Here is a 22,442-nt window from a genome sequence, read left to right on the forward strand (position 1 = left end):
CATGGCAAGAATGACGATGATTGAAGCCGTCCGCAGCGCCATGGATGTGTCCATGGAGCGCAGCGACGATGTCGTGGTGTTCGGGGAGGATGTGGGCTATTTCGGCGGCGTGTTCCGCGCCACGCAGGGGCTGCAGGGAAAATACGGCAAGACCCGCTGTTTCGATGCTCCGATCAGCGAATCCGGCATTGTCGGCACCGCCATCGGCATGGCCGCTTATGGCCTGCGGCCCTGTGTCGAAATCCAGTTCGCCGATTACATGTATCCCGCCTATGACCAGATCACCCAGGAGGCGGCGCGTATCCGCTATCGCTCCAATGGCGATTTCACCTGCCCCATCGTTCTCAGAATGCCGACCGGCGGGGGCATTTTTGGCGGGCAGACGCACAGCCAGAGCCCGGAAGCGCTTTTCACCCATGTCTGCGGGCTGAAGGTGGTGGTCCCTTCCAATCCCTATGATGCCAAGGGACTGCTCATCGCATCCATCGAAGACCCCGACCCGGTGATGTTTCTGGAGCCGAAGCGGCTTTATAACGGCCCCTTCGATGGGCACCATGACCGGCCGGTGACGCCCTGGTCCAAGCACGAGATGGGGGAAGTGCCGGAAGGGCACTACACCATTCCCATCGGCAAGGCGGAGATACGCCGTCCCGGAAACGCTGTCACCGTCATCGCTTATGGCACCATGGTGCATGTGGCGCTGGCGGCGGCGGAAGAGACGGGCGTGGATGCCGAGATCATCGATCTGCGCAGCCTGCTGCCGCTCGATCTCGATACCATCGTGAAGTCCGTCTCCAAGACCGGCCGCTGCGTCATGGTGCATGAGGCGACGCTGACCTCCGGCTTCGGGGCCGAAGTCGTGTCGCTGGTGCAGGAACATTGTTTTTATCACCTTGAGGCCCCCGTCGTCCGCGTTGCGGGCTGGGATACGCCTTATCCCCATGCGCAGGAGTGGGACTATTTTCCGGGACCTGCCCGTGTCGGGCGCGCGCTTGTCGAAGTCATGGAGGCCTGATTATGGCGGAATTTGTTCTCACGATGCCCGATGTCGGTGAAGGTGTGGCGGAAGCCGAACTGGTGGAATGGAACGTCAAACCGGGCGATCTCGTCCATGAGGACATGGTGTTGGCCGCGGTGATGACCGACAAGGCGACGGTGGAAATCCCGTCCCCGGTGGCGGGCGTCGTCACCTGGCTCGCCGTGACGGTTGGAAATACCGTGCCGGTGAAAGCGCCGCTCCTGCGCATCGAAACCGACGTCGCGGCCGCCGCTCCCAATGGCAGCCTGCCGGAAGCGGAAGCGCCGACCCAGATGACGGAAGCGCCTGCCGACATGACGGACACGCCGCCACCTGTTGAAACCCAGCCTGCGGCGCAAGAGGCCGAGGAGGCGCCGCCGGCGCCCTCCGCCGAACCGCATCATAAACCGCTGGCGTCTCCCGCCGTTCGCCAGCGCGCCGACGATCTCGATATCGATCTCACCAAGGTCAAGGGAACGGGGCCGGACGGGCATATCACCCATGCCGATCTCGACGGGTTTTTAACCGTGCGGGGACGGCCGGAACGCCCCGAGCCGATAGCGCCCCACGATAGCGCTGTCGAGGAGGTGAAGGTGACCGGGCTCAGGCGCAAGATTGCCGAGAAGATGGTGCTTTCCGCCTCCCGCATTCCCCACATCACCTATGTCGAGGAAGTCGACGTGACCGATCTGGAGGATTTGCGCGCGACCATGAACGGCAACCGCCGTTCCGGCCAACCGAAGCTCACGATCCTGCCGTTCCTGATGCGCGCGCTGGTGAAAGCCGTTGCCGATCATCCCGGCATGAATGCCACCTTCGATGACGACAAAGGTGTCGTCAGTCACTACGAAGCGGTGCATATCGGCATCGCCACGCAGACGCCGTCGGGCCTCACCGTTCCGGTCGTGCGCCACACGGAAACGCTCGGTCTTTGGGAATGCGCGGACGAAGTCGCACGCGTCGCGGAAGCCGCCCGCACCGGCACGGCGCATCGGGAAGAGTTGATGGGCTCCACCATCACCATCAGTTCGCTGGGAGCCTTGGGCGGTGTGGTCTCGACACCCATCATCAATCACCCGGAGGTGGCGATCATCGGCGTCAACAAGATCATGACGCGTCCGGTCTGGGATGGGACGCGGTTTGTGCCGCGCAAGATGATGAATCTTTCCTCCAGCTTCGATCATCGTGTTGTCGATGGCTGGGATGCGGCGGTCTTCATCCAGGCCGTCAAGGCATTGCTGGAGAAGCCCGCGCTTATTTTCATCGATTGAAGGCGATCCGTGCTCCCTCATCCCTGTGCTCGTCACAGGGATCGAGGGAGCCCAAGTCTTTGGGCTGAAAGGACTCTCTCCACCGCGCAGGCGCGCGTCGACTGGATTCCCGTGACGAGCACAGGAATGAGGGCGTATGCGTGTCATGACCGCATTTCTTAGCCCGCGTTTTCAACCTTCACGGAACTGTTTCGCTGTCGGTATAGGCTTGCGTTCGTCATCTTCGGGTATAGAAGAGAAGAACGAGAAGCATGTTTTCTCATCATGATCATAATGGCGGAAGAGGGCGCTCCGGTGCCCGGCGGTCCGCCCTCCGCCGGCAACCGAATGAAGAAGAAGGTCCTCCCATGCGCACTCCCAAACCCGTTGTCCTGACTATTCTCGATGGCTGGGGGCTGAACGAGGACACATCCAGCAATGCGCCGGTGCTGGCGAATACGCCCACCATGGACCGGCTTTTCTCCACCTGCCCGAATGCGAGGCTCACCACCTTCGGCCCGAATGTCGGCCTGCCCACCGGGCAGATGGGCAATTCGGAAGTGGGCCACACCAATATCGGCGCCGGCCGCATCGTCGCCATGGATCTCGGCCAGATCGATCTGGCCATCGAGGATGGCAGCTTTTTCCGCAATGTGGCGATGCTTGATTTCGCCGCCACGGTGAAGGCGGCGAGCGGCGTGGCGCATCTGATGTGCGTCGTTTCCGATGGCGGCGTCCATGGCCACATCCTCCACGGCCAGGCGGCGGTGAGGCTGATGATCAGCCACGGCCTGAAGGTGGTGGTACACGCCATCACCGACGGCCGCGATGTCGCGCCGCAATCGGCTGAAGATTTTGTGGCGGCGCTGGTGGCAAGCCTGCCGCAGGGGGCAAGCATCGGCACGGTGATCGGCCGCTATTATGCGATGGATCGCGACAATCGCTGGGAGCGCGTCGAGAAAGCCTATGACGCCATGGTTCTGGCGAAAGGCGAACATGCGCGCGATGCGGTGAGCGCCGTTTCCCAGAGCTACAAAAATAACGTCACCGACGAATTCATCCTGCCGACGGTGATCGACGGCTATGAGGGCTTCAAGGCCGGCGACGGCCTGTTCTGCCTGAATTTCCGCGCCGACCGTGCCCGTGAAATCCTGCTCGCCATAGGGGCGGACGATTTCGACGGTTTTTCGCGCGAAAAGCCCGTCCTTTCGGCGCTGCTCGGCATGGTGGAATATTCCACACGGCACAATGATTTCATGACCACGGCCTATCCCAAGCGCGATATCGTCAATACGCTGGGCGAATGGGTGGCGAAGCAGGGGCTCACGCAGTTCCGCCTTGCCGAGACGGAAAAATATCCGCATGTCACCTTCTTCCTGAATGGCGGCAAGGAAGAGCCGGAAGTCGGCGAAGACCGCTTCATGCCGAAATCCCCGAAGGTTGCGACCTACGATCTGCAGCCGGAGATGAGCGCGCCGGAAGTGACGGAAAAATTCGTTGAGGCGATCGGCAAGGGTTACGATCTGATCGTCACCAACTACGCCAACCCCGATATGGTCGGCCATACCGGCGATCTGCAGGCAGCAATCAAGGCCTGTGAAGCGGTGGATCGTGGGCTTGGTGCGGTCGTTGCCGCCCTCGAAAAAGTGGGTGGCGCGATGCTTGTCATTGCCGATCATGGCAATTGCGAAACCATGGTCGACCCGGTGACCGGTGGCCCGCATACGGCGCACACCACCAATCCGGTGCCGGTGATCCTTTTCGGCGGTCCGGAAGGTGCGAAGCTGCATGACGGCATTCTTGCCGATGTCGCGCCCACCCTGCTGCAACTGATGAATGTGCCGCTGCCGCCGGAAATGACGGGCAAAAGCCTGATCGACCTCTAATCACACGCCGTCGCGCGGGAGCGTTCCAGCCCCGCGCGACTGCCCGTTCCCCGCGCGCCGAACGAGCGTTTGCGTTATGGCTGCTTTGAATAGAGGCGGTCGTGGACCAGCATGCCGGCAATCATGGCGCCGACGAAAAGAACGACCGGCATCAGCCCGAGGGTGAGGGCCGATAGTGCCGGGCCGGGGCAGAAACCGGCAAGCCCCCAACCGACACCGAAAATGGCCGAGCCTGTTATGAGCGGCCGGTCGATGCGGGTTTTTGCGGGAAGGCTGAAACCCTCTGCAAGGACCGGTTTGGCGAGACGTCGGCTGAGCAGCACACCCGGCACGGCGACCATCACCGCGCCGCCGAGAACGAATATCAGGCTCGGGTCCCAATGGCCGCCCGCCACGTCGAGAAAACCGGAAACACGAGCCGGATCGACCATGCCGGAGAGCGAAAGGCCGAAGCCGAACAGTGCTCCCGCGACCAATGCCAGGAAAACACGCGCCACGGCTGGATTTTTCATGACAGGGCTCCGGTTACCGTCGCGGCGCAAATGCCAGTGATGAGGAAGGTGGCAGTCGCGGCGATGGAGCGCCGGGAAAATCGCGCCAGCCCCATGATGCCATGGCCGGATGTGCAGCCGGAGCCCATGCGCGTACCGAAACCCACCAGCAGGCCTGCCACGAGGATGAGCGGCCATGGTGAAACTATGGTGACGGCAGGCAGCCGGCCGAATGCGGCGGCATGGATATAAGGCCCGGCGAGCAAGCCGGCGACGAAGGCAAGATCGGCAAGACGCCGCTCCCTGCCGAGCATTTTGCCCATTATCCCGCTGATGCCGGCAATGCGGCCGTTGAAAAGAAACAGCAGAATGCTGGCAAGACCGAGCAGCATGCCACCGAAAAGAGAGGGCCAGTAGGGGCTCACGGGGTCTCCTCCTCCGGCGCGCAGAATATGGTGTAAAGAGCCTCGATCAGTTGCGCCGCTTTCGCTTCACTCAGTTGATAGAAGATTTGCTTGGCGTCGCGCCGGGTTTCGACCACACCGGCTTCCCGCAGGACGCCCAGCTGCTGGGAAAGCGTCGGCTGGCGAATATCCAGCTTGACCTCCAGCTCGCCGACGGAAAATTCCCCCTGCGCCAGCGTGCAAGCGAGCATCAGCCGCGCGGGATGGGCAAGCGTTTTCAGAAGCAGCGCGACCTCGACAGCCCGCTCTTCCATGGCGGGGAGAGGGATTTCTGCAATATGCGCGGGCTTTTCCAGCGCGTTTTCCTTTACCATATGCTGCCCTCCAGCACGTCGAGCGGGAATTTCAGGTAACGCTTGCCATTCGCTTCCGGCTCCGGCAGGCGGCCGCCGCGAATATTGACCTGCAGGGCGTGGAGAATGAGCTTCGGCATCGGCAATGTGCGATCCCGCGCTTCCCTGAGACGGATGAAACCCTCCTCCGTCATGCCGGCAAGATGTGGATTGCTGCGTTTCTGTTCGCCGACCGTGCTTTCCCATTTAGGCGTGCGGCCGCCGGGCTGATAATCGTGGCCGGTGAAAAGCCGTGTTTCGTCGGGAAGGGCGAGAATGTCCTGGATCGTCGTCCAGAGTTCCCTGGCGCTGCCGCCGGGGAAATCGGCGCGCGCGGTGCCTGAATCGGGCATGAAAAGCGTATCGTGCACAAAGGCGGCATTACCGACCACATAGGTGACGGAGGCGAGCGTGTGCCCGGGCGAAAACAGCACGCGCGCTTCAAGGGAGCCGATATTGAACCGGTCGCCCGCCTCGAACAACCGGTCCCATTGCGAGCCGTCGGTTTCGAAATCCGGCCAGTTATATTTCTCCTGCCAGAGCTTTTGTACGCCGGTGACTTTCGCGCCGATCGCCGTCTGCGCGCCGGTCTTCTGCTTCAAGTAATGGGCGGCGGAAAAATGGTCGGCATGCGGATGGGTATCGAGAATCCATTCCACCGACAGGCCCTGGCTCTCCACATATTCCAGAATGGCATCGGCATTCATCGTTCCGGTTGCGCCGGATTTCTCATCGAAATCATAGACCGGGTCGATAATGGCGCAACGCTTGGTCGCCGGATCGGAAACGACATATTGCACGCTCCATGTGCGCGGATCGAAAAATGCCTTGACGTGCGGAACCGCCGCAGCGCGCCGTTCCAGCCAGCGGGTGGCGCCGGAAAGGTCAAAGCCATGCGCCTTGCCGAAAGCCTCGATATCGTCCCTTTCGATGCGCCCATCCAGCGCTTCTCCGAGAACATGAAGGGTGAGCGCGCGGGTGCCGCCCTTGCAATGGGCAAAAACGGGGCCTTCCGCTTCCGCCATTTTCTGTTGGAAGGCGCGGATATCGGCTTCGGTAATGGTAGGGCCGCTAACGGGGATGAAACCATAATCCATGCCCGCCGCGCTGGCGGCGCTTTTTTCCTGCGCATTGCCCGGCTGGCCGGGCTCTTCACCATCAGGCCGGGCGTTGATGATGCTTTTATAACCCTGGGCGGAGAGCGATGGGAAATCGGCGATCATCGGCTGGCCCGCAACTGTCAGACGCTCGTTGATCTTCACGGCATTCATCGGCATCTCCTGTTGTAATAATTTAATATATATTATTATATAATGTATATTGTGTGTTTGCAAGGGCGCGAACCGCCCTCGTTTCCGAATGTCTCCTGCCGTATTTTCAGGAAGGGTTCGGAAGGAAATCCTAGAGACGGGATTTCTTCGTTTTGTGACGGGTGGGTGGAGATTGCCTGTATTTGACATGCAAAAACATGCCTTGCGCCCGAAATATTGGGGCACAAGGCATGTTCGCGAAAACCGGTTCGAATTCAGGCCCGCTTCAGACGGCGAGTCTGCGGCGCGTAGCCTTCCAGCCAAGACAGATGGCTGCAACAAGCAGAACCGTCTGGGCGACCACGAAGGGCGGTTCATTGCCGTTCGGCGCCAGGTTGTTCAGTGTTTCGACCTTCAGAAAAGCCTGAACGATCAACACGAACATATTGAGATAAAGGCTGATCGTGGCGGTGATCGTATAAATGATGCGCGCCCTGCCATTCAGACCGTATCCATAAAGCGCAACCAGTGCGATTGCCAGAACAAGGGTAGAGATGATGCCGACGCCGAGTGCCGGTGTGAAATTTCCGATTGGAAACAGGAAGCCGGTAAGTGTGGTGGCGAGCGTGGTGACGAGGAAAATCGCCATCATGCGGGGCATCCACCGCCCCGCCGCATAAGCGGGCAGGGCGATCAGTCCGGTGGCTATGCCGATGAAGCTTAAGCCCACATGCAATGCCGTGAATTGGGGAATGGTCAGTCCGAGGATCATGATACGTCTCCCTCTATTCGGTTTTGGCTGCACGATACCGGCTGGCGGCAAGTGCATGCGACAGATTGGGCCTTAACGCCGCGCGCGCCGCAAGGAAATTTTCGAGATCGGCCGTATCCGGCAGGGAAGGAATGGTCAGCGCTTCGCCGAGGTCGAGACCTGCAAGAGCCGCATCCACCATCTCGTAAACGTCCATGACCATGGCGGCCGGAATGGCATCGAGCCGTTCCTCTTCCCAGATCGCCGTGCGGGTGATGCCCGGCAGGACGGCCTGAACCCGCACACCGGAGGGCGAAAGCTGCGCCTGCAGTGCCTCGGTGAAGGCAAGCACAAAGGCCTTGGTCGCCGGGTAGACGGCGGTGAATGCCGCCGGCATCAGCGCCGTGACCGAAGTGATGTTGATGATCGTGCCCTTGCCATCGGCGGCAAGACGCGGTGCGATGGCTGCCGCAAGCCGGGTGACGGCAAGAATGTTGAGGTTGATCATCGTCGTCACATAGGCCGGGTCCAGCGCCGTGATCGCGCCCTCGCCGGCAATGCCGGCATTGTTGACGAGGCCGGTAATCCGCCGGTCCTCGCGCAGCCGCACTTCCACCTTTTCCAGGTCTTCCGCCCTGGAAAGATCGGCGGAGAGAACCTCGACCGCGATGCGATGATCCTTTTCCAGCTGTGCGGCGAGCGCCTTCAGCTTTTCGGCACGCCGTGCCACGAGAATGAGATCATGGCCGCGTTTTGCCAGACGTTCGGCATAGACCGCGCCGATGCCGTCGGATGCGCCGGTGATGAGAAATGTATTCTGTGTCATGTCCGTGTCTCCTGTGTGCGGCGATTTCAGGCGTTGATGAAGGCGAGAAGGTCGGCGTTGAACCGGTCCTGATGGGTCTGCGTCAGGCCATGGTCGGCGCCCTCGTAGATTTTGAGGACCGCATGTTTGACGATTTTGACCGTGGAAAGCGCGGAAGCGCCGACCGGCACGATCTGGTCGTCATCGCCGTGCAGAACCAGCGTCGGTTTGTCGAAGGCCTTCAGATCCTGATGGAAATCGCTTTCCGAAAAGGCGCGAATGCTGTCGAGCTGGCCTTTCAGGCCGCCCATCATGCCCTGCCGCCAGAATTCGTCGCGGATGCCCTCGGATATCACCGCACCTTCGCGGTTGTAGCCGTAGAAGGGAATGGTCAGATCCTTGAAGAACTGGCTGCGATTGTCATAGGTGCCCTTGCGAATGCCGTCGAAAACATCGATCGGCAGGCCGATGGCATTGCTTTCCGTCTTCAGCATCAGCGGCGGAACCGCGCCGATGAGGGCGATTTTCGCGACGCGGGCCGTGCCGTGGCGGCCGATATAGCGCGTCACCTCGCCGCCGCCGGTGGAATGACCGACCAGAATGATGTCGTGAAGGTCGAGCTGTTCGATCAGCTCGGCCAGATCGTCGGCATATTGATCCATGGTATTGTTATGCCAGACCTGATCGGAACGGCCGTGGCTGCGGCGGTCATGGGCGATGGTGCGGAAACCGTGATTGGCGAAGAACACCATCTGCGCGTCCCATGTATCGGCGCTGAGCGGCCAGCCATGGGAAAAGATGATGGGCTGGCCGTCTTTCGGGCCCCAGTCCTTGTAGAAAATATGCGTTCCGTCTCTGGTGGTGATCGTTGTCATGGCTCTCTCTCCTGTTGCAGGGAGCTTGCTTGCGTCCCGTGGGAATAGAGATACTCTGGAGGCTGCCGGGGCTGGATTGGCGCTTCTGACAGAAAACGAGCCGAAACTGACAAAACGGGGTGTGGGGAGCATGGCAGGTGTAACGGGAAGCGCGCTGGAAGTGGGGCTGGTCCTCTATCGGGACTGTCAGATCGCCATGGTGCATGGCATCACCGATCTTTTCGCCATCGCTTCGGTATTTTCACAGGATCGCGGCGGGCCGAAATTGCGGGTTAGCCACTGGAGCATGGGCGAGGGCGGTGAATTTTCCCGCTCCTATGACACCGAATCCGGCCGACCCGGGCATCCCGATATCTTCGTTGTACCCGGTCGGTTGACGGGCCCTGCTGAAATCGAGGAAGCCGCGCCTTACGCCCGCTGGCTGCTGGATCGGCACGCGCAGGGGGCGACGCTGGCCGCCAGTTGCGGCGGTTCTTTCATGATTGCAGCCACGGGTCTCCTGTCCGGCCGCCCGGCCACTACCCACTGGCTGTTTGCCGAGCGGTTCCGCGAACGTTTTCCAGACATCCGGCTGGAGATAGACAAGATCGTCATCGAGGATGGCGATATTATCACGGCTGGCGGGTTGATGGCGTGGACCGATCTTGGCCTGCGCATCGTTGACCGACTGCTCGGGCCTTCGGTGATGATCGAGACCGGAAAGTTCCTGCTGATCGACCCTTCTGGGCGTGAACAGCGCCATTACAGCAGCTTCGCCCCGCGGCTGACGCATGGCGATGAGCCTATCCTGAAGGTGCAGCACTGGCTGCAGGCGCGCGCCGGGCGGGCCACGAGCGTTACCGACATGGCCGGCCATGCCGGGCTGGAGGAGCGGACCTTCCTGCGCCGCTTCAAGGCGGCGACCGGCATGAAGCCAATCGAATATGTCCAGCATCTGCGGGTCGGCAAGGCGCGGGAATTGCTGGAATTCACCCGCCGTTCGGTCGATCAGATCGCATGGTCGGTGGGTTATGAGGATTCAGCCGCCTTTCGCCGGGTGTTTCACCGCATTCTGGGCCTCTCACCGGGTGAATATAGAAGCCGCTTTTCCAGCGGTTCGGCCATGGCTGCGGCGTGAGGGCGGCCAGCCGTCCGGCGCGATGCGGAGGCCCGGCCCTTGCAATGTGGCGGGTGTTTGCTAACATGCCAGACAAGTTTGAAACAGGTGGGCCGGAATGGACGTTGAGAGCAGCACGAAGCAGGGGGTATCGCTCGCGGCGAAAATCAGTTCGGCATTGCGGCGGGATCTGTCGGAGGGTGTGTTCCGCCCCGGCGACCGTCTTCCGAGCGAAAGCGAGCTGACGCGTGAATATTCCGTCAGCCGAACCGTGGTGCGCGAGGCCATTGCCATTCTGCGCGCCGATGGCCTTGTTGAAGCCCGCAAGGGCGCGGGCGTTTTCGCCGTCGAAGTAAAGCCGGCCAAGGAACTGCCCTTTAACGATCTGGCTGTGGGGCGAATTTCCTCGGTAATCGAATTGCTGGAATTGCGCACCGTTTTCGAGGTCGAATCCGCCGGGCTTGCGGCATCGCGCCGTTCCGCCGTGCAGGTGGAGGCGATTGTGGATGCGCACCGGCGTGTCGGTGATTGTCTCGCCGCCGGCCTGCCGACGCGGGACGCCGATTTCGAGTTCCATTTGGCCATTGCACAGGCGACGCAGAACAGGCGATTTCCAGAGTTTCTTCAGCTCATTCGCTCCGGCATCATTCCCCGTGGCGAATTGCAGGGTGCGGCACCCGGGTCGCGTCCGAAGGACTACAACCTGCATCTCCAGGAGGAGCATGCGAAAATCGTCGACGCCATCATCGAAGGCGATGCGGATGCCGCCCGCCAATATATGGCGGCGCATCTGCGCGGCAGTCTTGAGCGCTACAAGGTGCTTCTGCGCTCCCGAACTGCCGCGGAGTGATCCTGAAATGGCCCATAGGTCAATGGGTTAAGCGGTCGCCCGTCGATAGAAAGCTAGCGAGGCGGCGAGCGTCAGAAGCGCCCCGCCGCAAACCCGGTCGAGCCACAGGGCTCCGGATTTCCGCAACAGCCTGACCGCCTGCGAGCCGAGCAGGGCATATCCGAGCATCACGATAAAATCGATGCCGGCGAAGATCAGCGCAAGCGCCGCATATTGCTGGAACTGCGGCGCGGCGGGATCGATGAATTGCGGCAGGAAAGCCGAAAAGAACAGATATCCTTTGGGGTTGGTCACCGCCACGAGAAAGCTCTTGAGGAAAATCGAGCGGGCGGAGGCGGCGCCGCTGGCTTCTGCCGATTGAAGGGCGCCATCAAGGGTGCCTTTGGAGCGCAAAAGCATGAGGCCAAGAAACGCAAGATAACAGACGCCCACCCATTTGACGACGCCGAACCAGAATTCGGAGGCCGCGAGCAGGGCGCCCAGTCCCAGCGCAGCCGCGCCGATCAGGACGAAATCCGAGAGAACAGCGCCAGCCATGCCGATCATCGCGCGGCGTATTCCGAATCTCGAGCCATTGGCAAGCGCCAGCAAAACGGTGGGGCCGGGTGTCGCAATGCCGATAAAGGCGACGACGGCAAATGCCAGAAGCGTCATGTCAGCCATATTTTCCTCCCCCTGAAGGCACGGACGTCATCGGCATCATAGCCGGGGAACAGGTATCCGCGCATTCCGCAAGGCGGAGAATACAGGCTTTTGCGGTTGCGGCAACGCAGGCACCTTTCCCAAAGACAAAAATGAAAGCGGGGTGAGCCCGGTCCGAAATTTCCATCCCGGACGCATATTTCGGAACCTCGGCCAATGCGGATTTCGCTGGCATGCGCTTGACAGCTTCCAACACCTGTGACAACTTGCAGATAGTTGTCAGACAGGATTGCGCCTTGGTCACTTGCGCGGTCGATCTCTGGCAAGGGAGGAATCATGTCAAAAAGACGCCTTTCGCTGTATGGCCTGTCCGGCCAGATCGGAAGTATTGCGGTTACGCTGCTTGGATTGCTGCTGCTGACCTTTTTTATCGGCCGCCTGATGCCCGCCGATCCCGTGCGGGCGATCGTCGGCGAGGATGCAACGCGCGAAACCTATGAACAGGTCTATCACGCGCTCGGTTTCGACCGTCCGCTGTGGCAACAGTTCTTCTATTATCTGGGAGACGTGTTCACCGGTGATTTCGGAACCTCGATCCGCACCGGTCGCCCAGTCATCGAGGATATCATCAGGGTCATGCCGGCGACGATGGAGCTTGCGACCTTCGCGATTCTGATCGGCGCCGGCCTCGGCATTCCCATGGGCGTTTATGCCGCCGTCAATAAAGACCGCTGGCAGGATCATCTGGTGCGGGTGCTCAGCCTGTTCGGCCATTCCATGCCGATCTTCTGGACCGGCATGATCGCGCTGATCGTTTTTTACGCGCATCTCGGTCTTGTCGGCGGCGGCGGCCGCATGGATCAGTTCTATATTGGTCTGGTGGAGGAGCGGACCGGCTTCCTGCTGATCGACAGCCTGCTTGCGGGCGATATGGAGGTCTTCTGGTCGGCCATCAACCACCTCATCCTTCCCGCCGCTTTGCTCGGTTATTCCTCCTCGGCCTATATCACCCGCATGACGCGCAGCTTCATGCTGGACCAGCTGGGTCAGGAATATGTGACGACCGCCCGCGTCAAAGGCCTGTCGCAGCGGCAGACGGTGTGGCTGCATGCATTCGGGAATATCCGCGTGCAGCTCGTCACCATTATCGCGCTTGCTTACGGCTCGCTGCTGGAAGGGGCGGTTCTAATCGAGACCGTCTTCGCCTGGCCGGGTTTCGGGCAATATCTCACCAGCAATCTTATCATCGGCGACATGAATGCCGTGATGACCTGCGTTTTGATCGTCGGCGTCATCTTCATCGGGCTCAATCTCCTGTCCGACATTCTCTACCGCTTTTTCGATCCGAGGACCCGCTGATGACGGCCCGTACAGAAACCTCCTTCCGCCTTCCGGTGCCCTTGAACGCGCTGAAGAACATCGTGGTTTTCCTCCTGAAAAGCCCGACATCGGCCTTCGGTCTAGCTGTGCTGCTGCTTCTGGTCATCGCCGCGATTTTCGCGCCCTGGCTTGCGACGCATGACCCCTACGCGCAGGATCTCGCCAACACGCTGAAGGCGCCGGGTAATGGCCATGTTTTCGGCACGGACGAGCTGGGACGCGATATCTACAGCCGCCTTCTCTGGGGCGCACGCATCACGCTCACCATCATCTCGCTGGTCTCGATCATCGTCGGCCCCGTCGGCCTTCTGGTCGGCACGGCTTCCGGTTATCTCGGCGGCAAGTTCGATACGGTGATGATGCGCATCACGGATATTTTCCTATCCTTCCCGAGCCTCATCCTGTCGCTCGCCTTCGTCGCAGCGCTCGGGCCGAGCCTTAACAATGCGATCATCGCGATTGCGCTCACCTCGTGGCCGCCGATTGCGCGCCTTGCCCGTGCCGAAGCCATGACCTTCCGCAAGGCGGATTACATTGCCGCCGCGCGGCTTCAGGGTGCATCGCCGCTGCGCATCATCGTCAAATCGATCATGCCCATGTGCCTGCCCTCGGTCCTCATCCGCCTGACGCTGAACATGGCGACCGTCATCCTCACCGCCGCCGGCCTCGGCTTTCTCGGCCTCGGCGCGCAGCCGCCGCTGCCGGAATGGGGGGCGATGATCGCCACCGGCCGGCGTTACATGCTGGATAGCTGGTGGCTCGTCACCTTCCCCGGCATTGCGATCCTCTCCGTCAGCCTCGCCTTCAACCTTCTGGGAGACGGCCTGCGGGATGCGCTCGATCCGAAGCAGATGAACCGGAGATAGGGCCATGGAAAAACCAATCCTCGACGTCGAAAATCTTCGCATTCGTTATGGCGGCTCACCCATCGAGGCGGTGCGCGGCATCTCCTTCACACTCGGGCGGGAACGGCTCGGCATCGTCGGCGAAAGCGGCTCGGGCAAATCCACCGTCGGCCGCGCCCTGCTGCGCCTTCTGCCATCGGCGACGATCACTGCGGACAAGCTGGATTTCGACGGTCTCGATCTTCTCTCGCTCGATGAGAAGGAGATGCTGAAGGTTCGCGGCCGGCGCATGTCGATGATCCTTCAGGATCCGAAATTCTCCCTCAACCCCATCCGCCGGGTCGGCGATCAGGTGACGGAAACCTATCTGCGCCACTTCAAGGCTTCGAAAGCCGAGGCACGGGAAAAGGCGCTGGCCATGCTCGATGCGGTGAAAATCCGCGATGCCGCCCGGGTTTACGAGCAATATCCGCATGAAATCTCGGGCGGCATGGGCCAGCGTGTCATGATCGCCATGATGCTCCTCGCCGACCCCGACCTCGTCATTGCCGATGAGCCGACCTCGGCGCTGGATGTAACGGTGCGGCTGCAGGTGCTGAATATTCTCGACGGTCTGGTGCGCGATCGCGGTATCGGCCTCATCATGATCAGCCACGATCTCAATCTCGTGCGCAATTTCTGCGACCGGGTGCTCATCATGTATTCCGGCCGGGTGGTGGAAACGCTCGCCGCACGCGATCTCGATCAGGCGCAGCACCCCTATACGCGCGGTCTTCTGGCGGCGCAGCCGCGCATCGGCGGCACGCGTGCGCCGCTTGCGGTTCTGGACCGCCGCCCCGAATGGCTGGAGGAGAACGTATAATGGCCGTTTCCGTTGAAACCCGCGATCTCTCCATCACCTTCGGCAGCGGCCATACGGCGCTGAAAGTGCTGCCTTCGGTGTCATTTCGAGTCGAGCCGGGGGAATGTTTCGGCCTTGTCGGCGAAAGCGGTTCCGGCAAATCCACCGTGCTTCGCTGCGTGTCCATGCTCAACGATTTCTGGACCGGTGACATCCTCATCGACGGCAGGTCGGTACGTGAGATGCCGCTGATCGAGCGGTGCCGCATGCTGCAGATGGTATTTCAGGACCCTTATGGTTCGCTGCATCCCCGCCAGTCGGTGCGCACCGTTCTTTCGGAATCGCTTGCGATCCATAAGCTCGGCGACCGTGAAGAGCGCATGCGCAGGGTCATCACGGATGTCGGCCTGCCCGTCTCCTTTCTGGATCGTTTCCCGCACCAGCTTTCCGGCGGTCAGCGGCAGCGCGTGGCGATTGCCCGGGCGCTGATCCTCGAACCGTCGCTGCTGCTGCTAGACGAGCCGACGTCTGCGCTCGATGTCTCGGTGCAGGCGGAAATCCTCAATCTCCTCCAGCGCCTGCGGGAAGAGCGTGGCTTCACCTATATCATGGTCACCCACGATCTCGCCGTGGTCGATCACATGTGCGACCGCTTCGCGGTGATGCTGCGTGGTGAAATCACCGAAATCCTGCCGCGCGAGGCTATCGCCGGCAATGGCGCGACGCATCCCTATGCGCGCGAACTGATCGGCGCCTCGCTGGAATATGAAGGCGCGTGACGGCTCCAAGACCGTGACCGTCCTCCTCCGGGGCGTCACGAATAATAACATCCTCCTTCCTCGCCCGGCCTCCCTGCCGGGCATTTTTTTGGGATGGCTACGGCGAGGATGGTGGGCCGTCAACTACGCCTAGGCTGCTGACATAGTGCGAGACCCGCTTCCGTCATGCCGGACTAGATCCGGCATCCAGCCACGGCGCGTCTGCGCCGTGAATGGACTCTCTCGCGATCAAGGACTTGATCGCACTAGACCCCGGATCTAGTCCGGGGTGACGGAGTGCGGAGGCGTCGCTTGTGCCTAACACATTGGGTGCGTGGGGCTTTGTTACAGCAAAAAGGCGCGGGGTTAGCCGCGCCTTTTCTTATTCGAGCATACGCAGCGGGCTTACCGCTCCTTGCTCACCTCTTCAAACCGCGAAAGCCAGGGGCTGACGATCATGCCCTTCACGTCACTGCGGAAGGCGGCGGTGTCGATGACTTCGGAGAAGGGCTGAATAGACATGACGATCTCGTCCATATAGCCCTGCAGGTCCTCATAAAGCTTCGTCTGTTTCGCCACGTCGCGCTCGACCAAGGCTGCCTCGATCATCTTGTTCAGCTTCTCATCGAAGAAGCTGGTGCGCCAGCTCTGGTAATTGGTGAGCTTGGCATCGTCGGCATTGTTGGGGTTATAGGCGATGGAGCGCAGATTGTTGTCCGGATGCGGCTGCTGGCCGCCGCCACCGCGGCCGAGCAGCAGTTCAAAGTTGCGCTCGCGCATGGCGCCGTAAATCTGGTCGCCGGAGCCGCTGATCAGCTCGGCCTGAATGCCGGCCTGGGCGAGCGTGTTCTGGATAGCCGTTGCCGCTTTCATGAAGGGGTCTTCCGAAAGCACCCGCAGCGTGGTCTTGAAACCGTTCGGATAACCGGCCTCGGCCAGAAGCGCCTTGGCTTTTTCGATGTCGAGCTTGTAGCCCTGATCCGGCAGCGCACCCATCACGCCGGTGCTGAGGGAGCGCTGATGTAGCTTGCCGTAGTAGGGCATGACCGCCTTGTCGAGACCGTCGTAATCGATCAGGTAACGCAGGGCCTCGCGCACCTTCTTGTTCGCGAATTTCTCATCCTTCATCGAAACGCTGAGGTAATAAAAACCGGAACCGGGTGTGGATTCGATGGTGACGGCCTTGTCGGCTTCGAGCGATTTCAGATCGGGGGCCTGCAGGGAATAGGCAACGTCGATATCGCCTTTTTCCAGCATCAGGCGCTGCGACTGCGATTCCGGCAGATGACGCATCAGAATGCGCTTCATCTTGGCCTTCTCACCCCAATAATCGTCGTTGCGGGTGAGGATGATATATTCGTTGGATTTCCACTGCGTCAGCTTGAAGGGGCCGGAGCCGGCGGAATTCAGCGTCAGCCACGCGCCGCCCAGATCGCCGTCCTTTTCATTCTCAAGCGCCGTCTTGCTGTCGACGATCGAGCCGGGGCCGTTCTGTGCAAGGATCATCAGGAGCAGGTTGGGATCATCGGGCTTCGGGATATTCAGCACGAAGGTCTGGTCGTTTTCGGCGACGAAGAGCTTGTCGGCCTCTTCCAGTTTGAAACCACGGGTTTTCAGGAAGGACGATTGCGCCAGATTACGGGCGAGCAGCCGCTTCAGGCTCCACGCCACGTCCTTGGCCGTCACGGCGTTGCCGGAGGCGAATTTGGCATCGGCGCGCAGATGGAAGCGGATTGATTTCCGATCTTCGGCAATTTCCCAGCGTTCGGCAAGGCGGGGCTGAACGCTGCGATCTTTCGGGGAAAGCACGACCAGCGTGTCATAGACGTTGTTCAGAACCTGGACGGTCTCGCGGCCGGTGATGGCAGCAGGATCGAGGGTCAGGATATTGCTCATGGTTGTGGCGACGATGAGCTGGTCTTTCGGCGTTTCAGCGAAAACACTGAGCGGCATCGCGCCGATCAGCAATGCGCCAAGCGCTGCGGTTGCAAGAAAATGTTTCATCTTTCCTCCCAATACGGCCGGTTCATACGGCCTTTCCACGTTTTGATCCACACGCCCGGTTCCTCCTCGGGCGTCGCAGGATCAGCCAAGAATCTCTCTGACCGGAGCTGCGAGCGCCCGGCCGATTGCCGCCGTTGCCGGCGCGTCCAGATGTACGCCATCGACCGGTGAGGCGCTGGCGACCGACCCGGCATCGAAGAAGGCATGTCCGAGTTCGGCAGCGAGTTTGCGGTAAAGCGGCGCAAGCCTGAGCGATTGCCCTATATCCCGCCCGCCGGCAGGTTCTCCGCCCGGGCCTGTGACGCAGGGCGGCGGGGAAACGATCAGCAGTTTCGGCACGGCCTCGCGCGGTTTGTAAATGAAGGTCTCGACGATCTGCGCCAGCCGTCGCATGCCGGAAACCGCCGCTTCCGCCCTTCCGCCATGCACTGGCTTGATATCGTTGGTGCCGAGCATGACAATGACGAGATCAAGCGGCATGTGGCAGGACAGTGCGATTTCCAGCGCCCGCGCGCCATTGCGGCAGGCCGGACCGGCGTGGTCGTCGTAGCAGGTGGTGCGCCCGCCCAGCCCTTCCGGGTGAACCGTCGCCTTCCCGGAAAGCGCGGCCTCCAGAACCTCCGGCCAGCGGTGTTCGGCAGGGTGCCGCAGACCCGTTGCCGGGTCCGCGCCCCAGGTGAGGCTGTCTCCGAAGGCGAGCACCGTCTTCATCGCCCGTTACCTCACCCGGTTGTTGTCGATGAAGGTAAAATCGATGTCTTCGCCAAGACCCGGACGATCAGGGACATGCACGAAGCCGTCGTTGTCCATCGGGTCGGACAGCGATTTCAGATAATCGTGGCCGTCATCATATTCGAGGAAGGGGTGCAACAGGCCGCGCTCATACCAGCGGCAATTCTTGGTGGCGGCAACAACGTGCAGGTTCATGGCCGTGTTGCCATGCACCTCGCATTCCATGCCGAAGGCTTCAGCCAGATGCATGGTCTTCAGCGCCGGGGTGATGCCGCCGACATCGTTGACGCCGGTGCGCAGAATATCGCAGGCGCCGGATTTGATCCATTCGGCCCGGTGCCAATGCTTGCCGGCCGCACTTTCGGGGCCGACGACCGGAATATCGAGATTGTCGGAGAGCCATTTGTAGGAGGACAGCGATTGCTCATCCATCGGCTCCTCGATCCAGTCGAAGCCGAGTTTTTCGAGGCCACGTCCAAGCGCCAGCGCATCGGTGCGGGAATACCAGTGGAAGGCATCGATCATCAGGCGAATATCGGGGCCAACCGCCTCGCGCACGGCGGCGCAGGCCTTGAGGTCCATCTTCACATCCGGCGCCCAGCTGACCGGGGGCATCCAGGTGTGCAGCTTGATGCCCTTGTAGCCGCGCTTCACCAGCGTTTCGGCAAAGCGACCGTAATCTTCCGGCGTCGCCAGCCCGCCTTCCAGCTCATCGCCGCACATGATGGAGCCATAGGCGAGCACCTTGTCGCGATAGCCGCCGATCAACTTGTATACAGGTTGATTGAGCGAGCGGCCGGCAAGATCCCACAGCGCGCAATCCACGACCGCCAATGTGCGGTCCGTCAGCTGTGCGGCCGATCCGCGCTGCCAGTGGGCAAGGTCCTGCCATAGCCGTTCGCGGTCGCGATGGTCCTCACCGATCAGAACTTTCTTGACGAATTTTTCGATGACATGCGGGCGAACGATCTCCGGCGCGGTGAAGGAATGGCCTTCCTGACCGTCTTCGGTGCGGATGGTCAGCATGGCCTGTTCCACCTGATGCGCCGGACCCGGATGCGCGTGACCGGCACTGTCCGAGTGCCGACGGGTCGTCGTGCGGAAAACACGGACCTCGACGTCGGTGATGATCATAATTCCTCCCTCATGCAGGTATGGCAGCGTTTGCGATTGCTGCAATGTCATACATGTATGCGTTATTTGTCAACATGTATGATAATCTGTATTACATGTTGAGGCCGAAAATCAAGGCCATTTGCGCACGGTGTTGCACAGGTCATCGGTGAGACCGGGCTCCGGAGGGAGATTTTGCGTCTTGGCGGAAGAAAATCTGAAGGGGGCATGAGCGCGGCCTATGCCGAACGGGACTTAATCCATAATTTTAGTAGACTACTGAATCGCGCAATGATCTTTCAACAATGGTCGGGACTATAAACGAACATGCCGTGCCAGCCGTGTCCCTCATCGTGCATTCTGCGTGGGTACGCGTCGCATTGAACGGCTGTCCAGAACGGGGATGGCGGCATTTGCGCTGCTGAGCTTCAACACTCGTTTCCGGATGTACAGCCATGCCACTTTCCCATATCTCCCAATTCGCCTTTCTGGTTCCCGGCAATTATCAGGACGACGATCCGGCACGAGGGCTGGAAGAAACCCTGCAGCTTTTCGAAGCCGGGGAGGCGCTGGGTTATCACAGCGCCTGGGTTCGCCAGCGCCATCTGGAACGGGGCGTGTCCTCGGCGGCCACTTTCCTTGCGGCGGCATCGCAGCGCACGAAACGGATCGGCCTCGGCACTGCTGTCATTCAGCTTGGTTACGAAAATCCCTTCCGGCTGGCGGAAGATCTGGCCACCGTGGATGTGCTGTCACGCGGGCGGCTAAATGTCGGGGTTTCGGTGGGCGCGCCGCCCTTCGCCCATCTTATTTCGGAGTATGTCGATACGGTTCCCGATGCGGATTACAGCCATGCCCGCGCCGAAAAGCTGGCAAGGGCCTTGCGATCTGAGCCGCTGTCCAGCGAGACGGAAGCGGGCAATGCGGCCGGTGCGCAGGTGCCGCGCCTGCGGCCAGTCGCCAGGGGGCTGACGGACCGGCTATGGTATGGCGGCGGATCGCAGAATTCCGCGCGCTGGGCCGGCAAGGCTGGCTTCAATCTCCTGACCGGTAACATCGTCAGCGGCGAAAATACCGATGATTTTCTGACCGCGCAGGCGGCGCTGGTCAGCCGCTTCCGGCAGGAATGGGCGCATGAGCGCCAGCCGCGTGTCGCTCTTGGCCGCGTGATCCTGCCGACGGATAGCGCCAGCGCCGCGACCCGCCGCCGTTATCAGGAATTCGCCGCCGAGCGTGACAAGCGCACGACCACGCCGCATGGCGCGCGCCGCACGCTTTTCCTGCCCGATATCGTCGGCACGACGGACGAGATTCTGGAGAAACTGTCGCGCGATCCCGTTCTTCCGCTTGTCTCGGAATTCCGCCTCGAACTGCCCTATGAATTCCAGCCGGAAGATTACCGCCAGATCGTCACGGATTTCGCCTCCGCCCTGCCGCAGCTTTCCGGCGGGCGGCCGGTTTTGAAAGTGGCGACGGGCCAATAATATGTCCCGTTCCCGCCCTTCCCGCTTCAAGCGGGAAACGGCGGGAGATCGACATTGCGGTAGCGCCAGCGCTGCTATTCAATCTGGATAAGGCAGGCCATAACGGTCGCGGATAGTCGCACCTTCGTATTCGCGCGGGTAAACACCGCGATCCTGCAGCACCGGCACGACCTTTTCGACGAATTCAGCAATATCGTCCGGCGCGCGCGGCGGCTGCAGGGTGTAACCATCCACCGTGCCATCCTGCCAGAGGTCGATAATGCCATCCGCCACCTCTTCCGGCGTGCCGAGCAGCAGCCGGTGGTGCCCCTCGGAGCGGCGCACGGCCTCACGGGCGGTGAGCTTTTCGTGGGTCAGCAGTTCGGAAAGGCCAAGCCCCATGCCAACGGCCCATTGCCGGTTCTGGTCGGGAATGAAGCGCTCGCCATCGAGTTTTATATCCGGGTTGAAGTCGCGCGGATCAATGCCGTTTTCTTTGGCGAAACGCACCAGAAGCCCATCTTCCGAGCCTGTCCCGCTGAAGAGTTCATGCTTGCGCAGCGCTTCTTCCCGGGTCTCGCCGAGAATGACAACGAGGCCGGGCACGATGCGGATGCCGGAGGGATCGCGGCCGAGGGAGACGGCGCGGTCACGGACCTTCTTGCCGAAGGCCTGACCTGCCGGGCGTGACAGGATGTTGCAATAGATGATCTCGCCATGGCGAGCCGCCAGATCGATGCCTCCTTCGGAGGCGCCGGCCTGCGCGATGACGGGATGCCCCTGCGGCCCGCGCGGAACGTTGAGCGGGCCTTTCACATGGAAATATTGCCCCTCATGATCGATGCTTTCGGCGGTCGCCGCATCCCAGAAACGCTCTTCCGGCACCTCGCCTTCGCGGCGCGGGTCCCAGCTCGACCAGAGTTTTTTCGCCACATCGAGAAATTCAGTGGCCTTGGCATATCTCTCGCTGCGCGGCGGCAGCGGATCGTTGCCGAAATTGGCGGCGACATTGGGATTGAAGGAAGAAACGATGTTGACGATCAGCCGGCCGCCGGTGACGAGGTCGATGGATTGCGTCCGTCTGGCGAAATTATAGGGCGAATTATAGGTGGAGGACACCGTCGCCACAAAGCCGATATCCGGCACCTGTGCGGCAAGCGATGTCGAGAGAATGAGTGGATCGATAGTGTGAAACGGGCGGCTTGCCGGGTCGGTCAGCAGTGCCGGGTGGTCGGAAAGGAAAACGGCGTCGAACCGGCCCTTATGGGCCAGTTCCGTCAGCCGGCGATAATAGCCTATGTCGTTGATGTCGTGCCGGTCTCCGCTCCGGTATTTCCAGGCATTGGCGAGGTATCCGGTGGTGTTGATGCCGACATTGAGATTAAGCCGGCGTTTGGTCTTGCTCATGCTGCCACGTTTCTTTCAGGTCTGTTGGATTGCCGGCCTGTATGACCGGCGCAATTGCGGAAAGCGTAACAGCCGGGGGTCCGGTCGCGAGTTAAAAATCCTTGCTGCTTGGAGAAGAAAAACTTTCATCCGTAGCAGCGCCCCAAGCGGCGGTTGAAAGGGAGATAACGGGTGAGGCGGGGTGGGGAT

General features: G+C 61.0%; 22 protein-coding genes. 10 read left to right on the plus strand and 12 right to left on the minus strand.

What is annotated here, in order from left to right; all coding sequences use genetic code 11:
* Position 1: 1 nt before the first annotated feature.
* The 3 genes from O3W47_RS07995 to gpmI all read left to right on the plus strand — a co-directional run bounded on the left by O3W47_RS07995 (position 2) and on the right by gpmI (position 4,154).
* Entirely contained in the window at positions 2–1,015 is a 1,014-nt protein-coding gene (locus O3W47_RS07995) for an alpha-ketoacid dehydrogenase subunit beta (protein WP_059753514.1), read from the plus strand.
* 2 nt (positions 1,016–1,017) lie between these two features.
* Positions 1,018–2,289 (plus strand): dihydrolipoamide acetyltransferase family protein, encoded by a 1,272-nt coding sequence (locus O3W47_RS08000; protein ID WP_269313410.1) that lies wholly within the window; start codon positions 1,018–1,020, stop codon positions 2,287–2,289.
* Positions 2,290–2,636: 347 nt separating this feature from the next.
* The gene (gpmI, locus tag O3W47_RS08005; protein WP_269313411.1) at positions 2,637–4,154 is read left to right on the plus strand and encodes a 2,3-bisphosphoglycerate-independent phosphoglycerate mutase; all 1,518 of its coding nucleotides are present in this window, start codon (positions 2,637–2,639) and stop codon (positions 4,152–4,154) included.
* Positions 4,155–4,228: 74 nt separating this feature from the next.
* Here gpmI and O3W47_RS08010 read toward each other — a convergent pair whose 3' ends face one another.
* The 7 genes from O3W47_RS08010 to O3W47_RS08040 form a co-directional block, all read right to left on the minus strand.
* Positions 4,229–4,666, minus strand: a complete 438-nt coding sequence (locus O3W47_RS08010) for a YeeE/YedE family protein (RefSeq protein WP_269313412.1) — start codon at positions 4,664–4,666, stop codon at positions 4,229–4,231.
* Positions 4,663–5,070 (minus strand): YeeE/YedE family protein, encoded by a 408-nt coding sequence (locus tag O3W47_RS08015; RefSeq protein WP_269313413.1) that lies wholly within the window; start codon positions 5,068–5,070, stop codon positions 4,663–4,665. The genes O3W47_RS08010 and O3W47_RS08015 overlap by 4 nt, the downstream gene beginning before the upstream one ends.
* Positions 5,067–5,423 (minus strand): sulfite-sensing transcriptional repressor BigR, encoded by a 357-nt coding sequence (gene bigR / locus O3W47_RS08020; protein ID WP_137453833.1) that lies wholly within the window; start codon positions 5,421–5,423, stop codon positions 5,067–5,069. The genes O3W47_RS08015 and bigR overlap by 4 nt, the downstream gene beginning before the upstream one ends.
* Positions 5,417–6,712, minus strand: a complete 1,296-nt coding sequence (gene blh, locus O3W47_RS08025; protein WP_269313414.1) for a bifunctional sulfur transferase/dioxygenase Blh — start codon at positions 6,710–6,712, stop codon at positions 5,417–5,419. Before blh ends, bigR begins: the two co-directional genes overlap by 7 nt.
* A 265-nt stretch (positions 6,713–6,977) precedes the next feature.
* On the minus strand, positions 6,978–7,463 hold the full coding sequence (locus tag O3W47_RS08030; RefSeq protein WP_003524730.1) for a hypothetical protein: 486 nt from the start codon (positions 7,461–7,463) through the stop codon (positions 6,978–6,980).
* 13 nt (positions 7,464–7,476) lie between these two features.
* A complete protein-coding gene (locus O3W47_RS08035) occupies positions 7,477–8,268 on the minus strand; it encodes an SDR family NAD(P)-dependent oxidoreductase (protein ID WP_269313415.1) in 792 nt (263 codons plus the stop codon).
* 26 nt (positions 8,269–8,294) lie between these two features.
* Complete coding sequence (locus O3W47_RS08040; protein ID WP_080819259.1) at positions 8,295–9,122, minus strand: alpha/beta fold hydrolase; 828 nt, start codon at positions 9,120–9,122, stop codon at positions 8,295–8,297.
* Positions 9,123–9,252: 130 nt separating this feature from the next.
* On the opposite strand from O3W47_RS08040, the gene O3W47_RS08045 reads away from it, so the two are divergent.
* Positions 9,253–10,239, plus strand: coding sequence for a GlxA family transcriptional regulator (locus tag O3W47_RS08045; protein WP_269313416.1), 987 nt, complete (start codon positions 9,253–9,255; stop codon positions 10,237–10,239).
* Between the two features lie 97 nt (positions 10,240–10,336).
* A complete protein-coding gene (locus tag O3W47_RS08050) occupies positions 10,337–11,068 on the plus strand; it encodes a FadR/GntR family transcriptional regulator (RefSeq protein ID WP_174023079.1) in 732 nt (243 codons plus the stop codon).
* A 27-nt stretch (positions 11,069–11,095) separates the two neighbouring features.
* Here O3W47_RS08050 and O3W47_RS08055 read toward each other — a convergent pair whose 3' ends face one another.
* Complete coding sequence (locus O3W47_RS08055) at positions 11,096–11,731, minus strand: LysE family translocator (protein ID WP_269313417.1); 636 nt, start codon at positions 11,729–11,731, stop codon at positions 11,096–11,098.
* A gap of 315 nt (positions 11,732–12,046) precedes the next feature.
* Between O3W47_RS08055 and O3W47_RS08060 the strand changes: the two genes are divergently transcribed.
* The 4 genes from O3W47_RS08060 to O3W47_RS08075 are packed head-to-tail and all read left to right on the plus strand — an operon-like array spanning position 12,047 to position 15,555.
* Positions 12,047–13,069 carry an ABC transporter permease gene (locus O3W47_RS08060; RefSeq protein WP_020813122.1) on the plus strand — a complete coding sequence of 341 codons (1,023 nt, stop codon included), beginning with the start codon at positions 12,047–12,049 and terminating at the stop codon, positions 13,067–13,069.
* Positions 13,069–13,956: an ABC transporter permease gene (locus tag O3W47_RS08065; protein ID WP_003524723.1), complete on the plus strand. Its 888-nt coding sequence runs from the start codon at positions 13,069–13,071 to the stop codon at positions 13,954–13,956. Before O3W47_RS08060 ends, O3W47_RS08065 begins: the two co-directional genes overlap by 1 nt.
* 4 nt (positions 13,957–13,960) lie before the next feature.
* Positions 13,961–14,797 carry an ABC transporter ATP-binding protein gene (locus O3W47_RS08070; RefSeq protein ID WP_174023081.1) on the plus strand — a complete coding sequence of 279 codons (837 nt, stop codon included), beginning with the start codon at positions 13,961–13,963 and terminating at the stop codon, positions 14,795–14,797.
* On the plus strand, positions 14,797–15,555 hold the full coding sequence (locus O3W47_RS08075; RefSeq protein ID WP_127755703.1) for an ABC transporter ATP-binding protein: 759 nt from the start codon (positions 14,797–14,799) through the stop codon (positions 15,553–15,555). The genes O3W47_RS08070 and O3W47_RS08075 overlap by 1 nt, the downstream gene beginning before the upstream one ends.
* Positions 15,556–15,939: 384 nt before the next feature.
* Here O3W47_RS08075 and O3W47_RS08080 read toward each other — a convergent pair whose 3' ends face one another.
* The 3 genes from O3W47_RS08080 to O3W47_RS08090 form a co-directional block, all read right to left on the minus strand.
* On the minus strand, positions 15,940–17,538 hold the full coding sequence (locus tag O3W47_RS08080) for an ABC transporter substrate-binding protein (RefSeq protein WP_127755704.1): 1,599 nt from the start codon (positions 17,536–17,538) through the stop codon (positions 15,940–15,942).
* An 81-nt stretch (positions 17,539–17,619) separates the two neighbouring features.
* Positions 17,620–18,249 carry an SGNH/GDSL hydrolase family protein gene (locus tag O3W47_RS08085; protein WP_127755705.1) on the minus strand — a complete coding sequence of 210 codons (630 nt, stop codon included), beginning with the start codon at positions 18,247–18,249 and terminating at the stop codon, positions 17,620–17,622.
* Between the two features lie 6 nt (positions 18,250–18,255).
* Entirely contained in the window at positions 18,256–19,404 is a 1,149-nt protein-coding gene (locus O3W47_RS08090; protein ID WP_127755706.1) for a mandelate racemase family protein, read from the minus strand.
* 434 nt (positions 19,405–19,838) lie between these two features.
* On the opposite strand from O3W47_RS08090, the gene O3W47_RS08095 reads away from it, so the two are divergent.
* Complete coding sequence (locus tag O3W47_RS08095) at positions 19,839–20,867, plus strand: LLM class flavin-dependent oxidoreductase (RefSeq protein ID WP_269313418.1); 1,029 nt, start codon at positions 19,839–19,841, stop codon at positions 20,865–20,867.
* A 78-nt stretch (positions 20,868–20,945) separates the two neighbouring features.
* Here O3W47_RS08095 and O3W47_RS08100 read toward each other — a convergent pair whose 3' ends face one another.
* Positions 20,946–22,253, minus strand: coding sequence for an NtaA/DmoA family FMN-dependent monooxygenase (locus tag O3W47_RS08100; protein WP_269313419.1), 1,308 nt, complete (start codon positions 22,251–22,253; stop codon positions 20,946–20,948).
* Between the last annotated feature and the right edge of the window lie 189 nt (positions 22,254–22,442).

It is taken from the genome of Agrobacterium sp. LMR679 (assembly GCF_027157905.1).
Taxonomy (GTDB): Bacteria; Pseudomonadota; Alphaproteobacteria; order Rhizobiales; family Rhizobiaceae; genus Agrobacterium; species Agrobacterium leguminum.

Bases quoted from the DNA above. Each gene is read 5' to 3' on its own strand.
- O3W47_RS07995 (WP_059753514.1), top strand. From the start codon at position 2: ATGGCAAGAATGACGATGATTGAAGCCGTCCGCAGCGCCATGGATGTG.
- O3W47_RS08000 (WP_269313410.1), top strand. From the start codon at position 1,018: ATGGCGGAATTTGTTCTCACGATGCCCGATGTCGGTGAAGGTGTGGCG.
- gpmI (WP_269313411.1), top strand. From the start codon at position 2,637: ATGCGCACTCCCAAACCCGTTGTCCTGACTATTCTCGATGGCTGGGGG.
- O3W47_RS08010 (WP_269313412.1), bottom strand. From the start codon at position 4,666: ATGAAAAATCCAGCCGTGGCGCGTGTTTTCCTGGCATTGGTCGCGGGA.
- bigR (WP_137453833.1), bottom strand. From the start codon at position 5,423: ATGGTAAAGGAAAACGCGCTGGAAAAGCCCGCGCATATTGCAGAAATC.
- blh (WP_269313414.1), bottom strand. From the start codon at position 6,712: ATGAATGCCGTGAAGATCAACGAGCGTCTGACAGTTGCGGGCCAGCCG.
- O3W47_RS08030 (WP_003524730.1), bottom strand. From the start codon at position 7,463: ATGATCCTCGGACTGACCATTCCCCAATTCACGGCATTGCATGTGGGC.
- O3W47_RS08035 (WP_269313415.1), bottom strand. From the start codon at position 8,268: ATGACACAGAATACATTTCTCATCACCGGCGCATCCGACGGCATCGGC.
- O3W47_RS08040 (WP_080819259.1), bottom strand. From the start codon at position 9,122: ATGACAACGATCACCACCAGAGACGGAACGCATATTTTCTACAAGGAC.
- O3W47_RS08045 (WP_269313416.1), top strand. From the start codon at position 9,253: ATGGCAGGTGTAACGGGAAGCGCGCTGGAAGTGGGGCTGGTCCTCTAT.
- O3W47_RS08050 (WP_174023079.1), top strand. From the start codon at position 10,337: ATGGACGTTGAGAGCAGCACGAAGCAGGGGGTATCGCTCGCGGCGAAA.
- O3W47_RS08055 (WP_269313417.1), bottom strand. From the start codon at position 11,731: ATGGCTGACATGACGCTTCTGGCATTTGCCGTCGTCGCCTTTATCGGC.
- O3W47_RS08060 (WP_020813122.1), top strand. From the start codon at position 12,047: ATGTCAAAAAGACGCCTTTCGCTGTATGGCCTGTCCGGCCAGATCGGA.
- O3W47_RS08065 (WP_003524723.1), top strand. From the start codon at position 13,069: ATGACGGCCCGTACAGAAACCTCCTTCCGCCTTCCGGTGCCCTTGAAC.
- O3W47_RS08070 (WP_174023081.1), top strand. From the start codon at position 13,961: ATGGAAAAACCAATCCTCGACGTCGAAAATCTTCGCATTCGTTATGGC.
- O3W47_RS08075 (WP_127755703.1), top strand. From the start codon at position 14,797: ATGGCCGTTTCCGTTGAAACCCGCGATCTCTCCATCACCTTCGGCAGC.
- O3W47_RS08080 (WP_127755704.1), bottom strand. From the start codon at position 17,538: ATGAAACATTTTCTTGCAACCGCAGCGCTTGGCGCATTGCTGATCGGC.
- O3W47_RS08085 (WP_127755705.1), bottom strand. From the start codon at position 18,249: ATGAAGACGGTGCTCGCCTTCGGAGACAGCCTCACCTGGGGCGCGGAC.
- O3W47_RS08090 (WP_127755706.1), bottom strand. From the start codon at position 19,404: ATGATCATCACCGACGTCGAGGTCCGTGTTTTCCGCACGACGACCCGT.
- O3W47_RS08095 (WP_269313418.1), top strand. From the start codon at position 19,839: ATGCCACTTTCCCATATCTCCCAATTCGCCTTTCTGGTTCCCGGCAAT.
- O3W47_RS08100 (WP_269313419.1), bottom strand. From the start codon at position 22,253: ATGAGCAAGACCAAACGCCGGCTTAATCTCAATGTCGGCATCAACACC.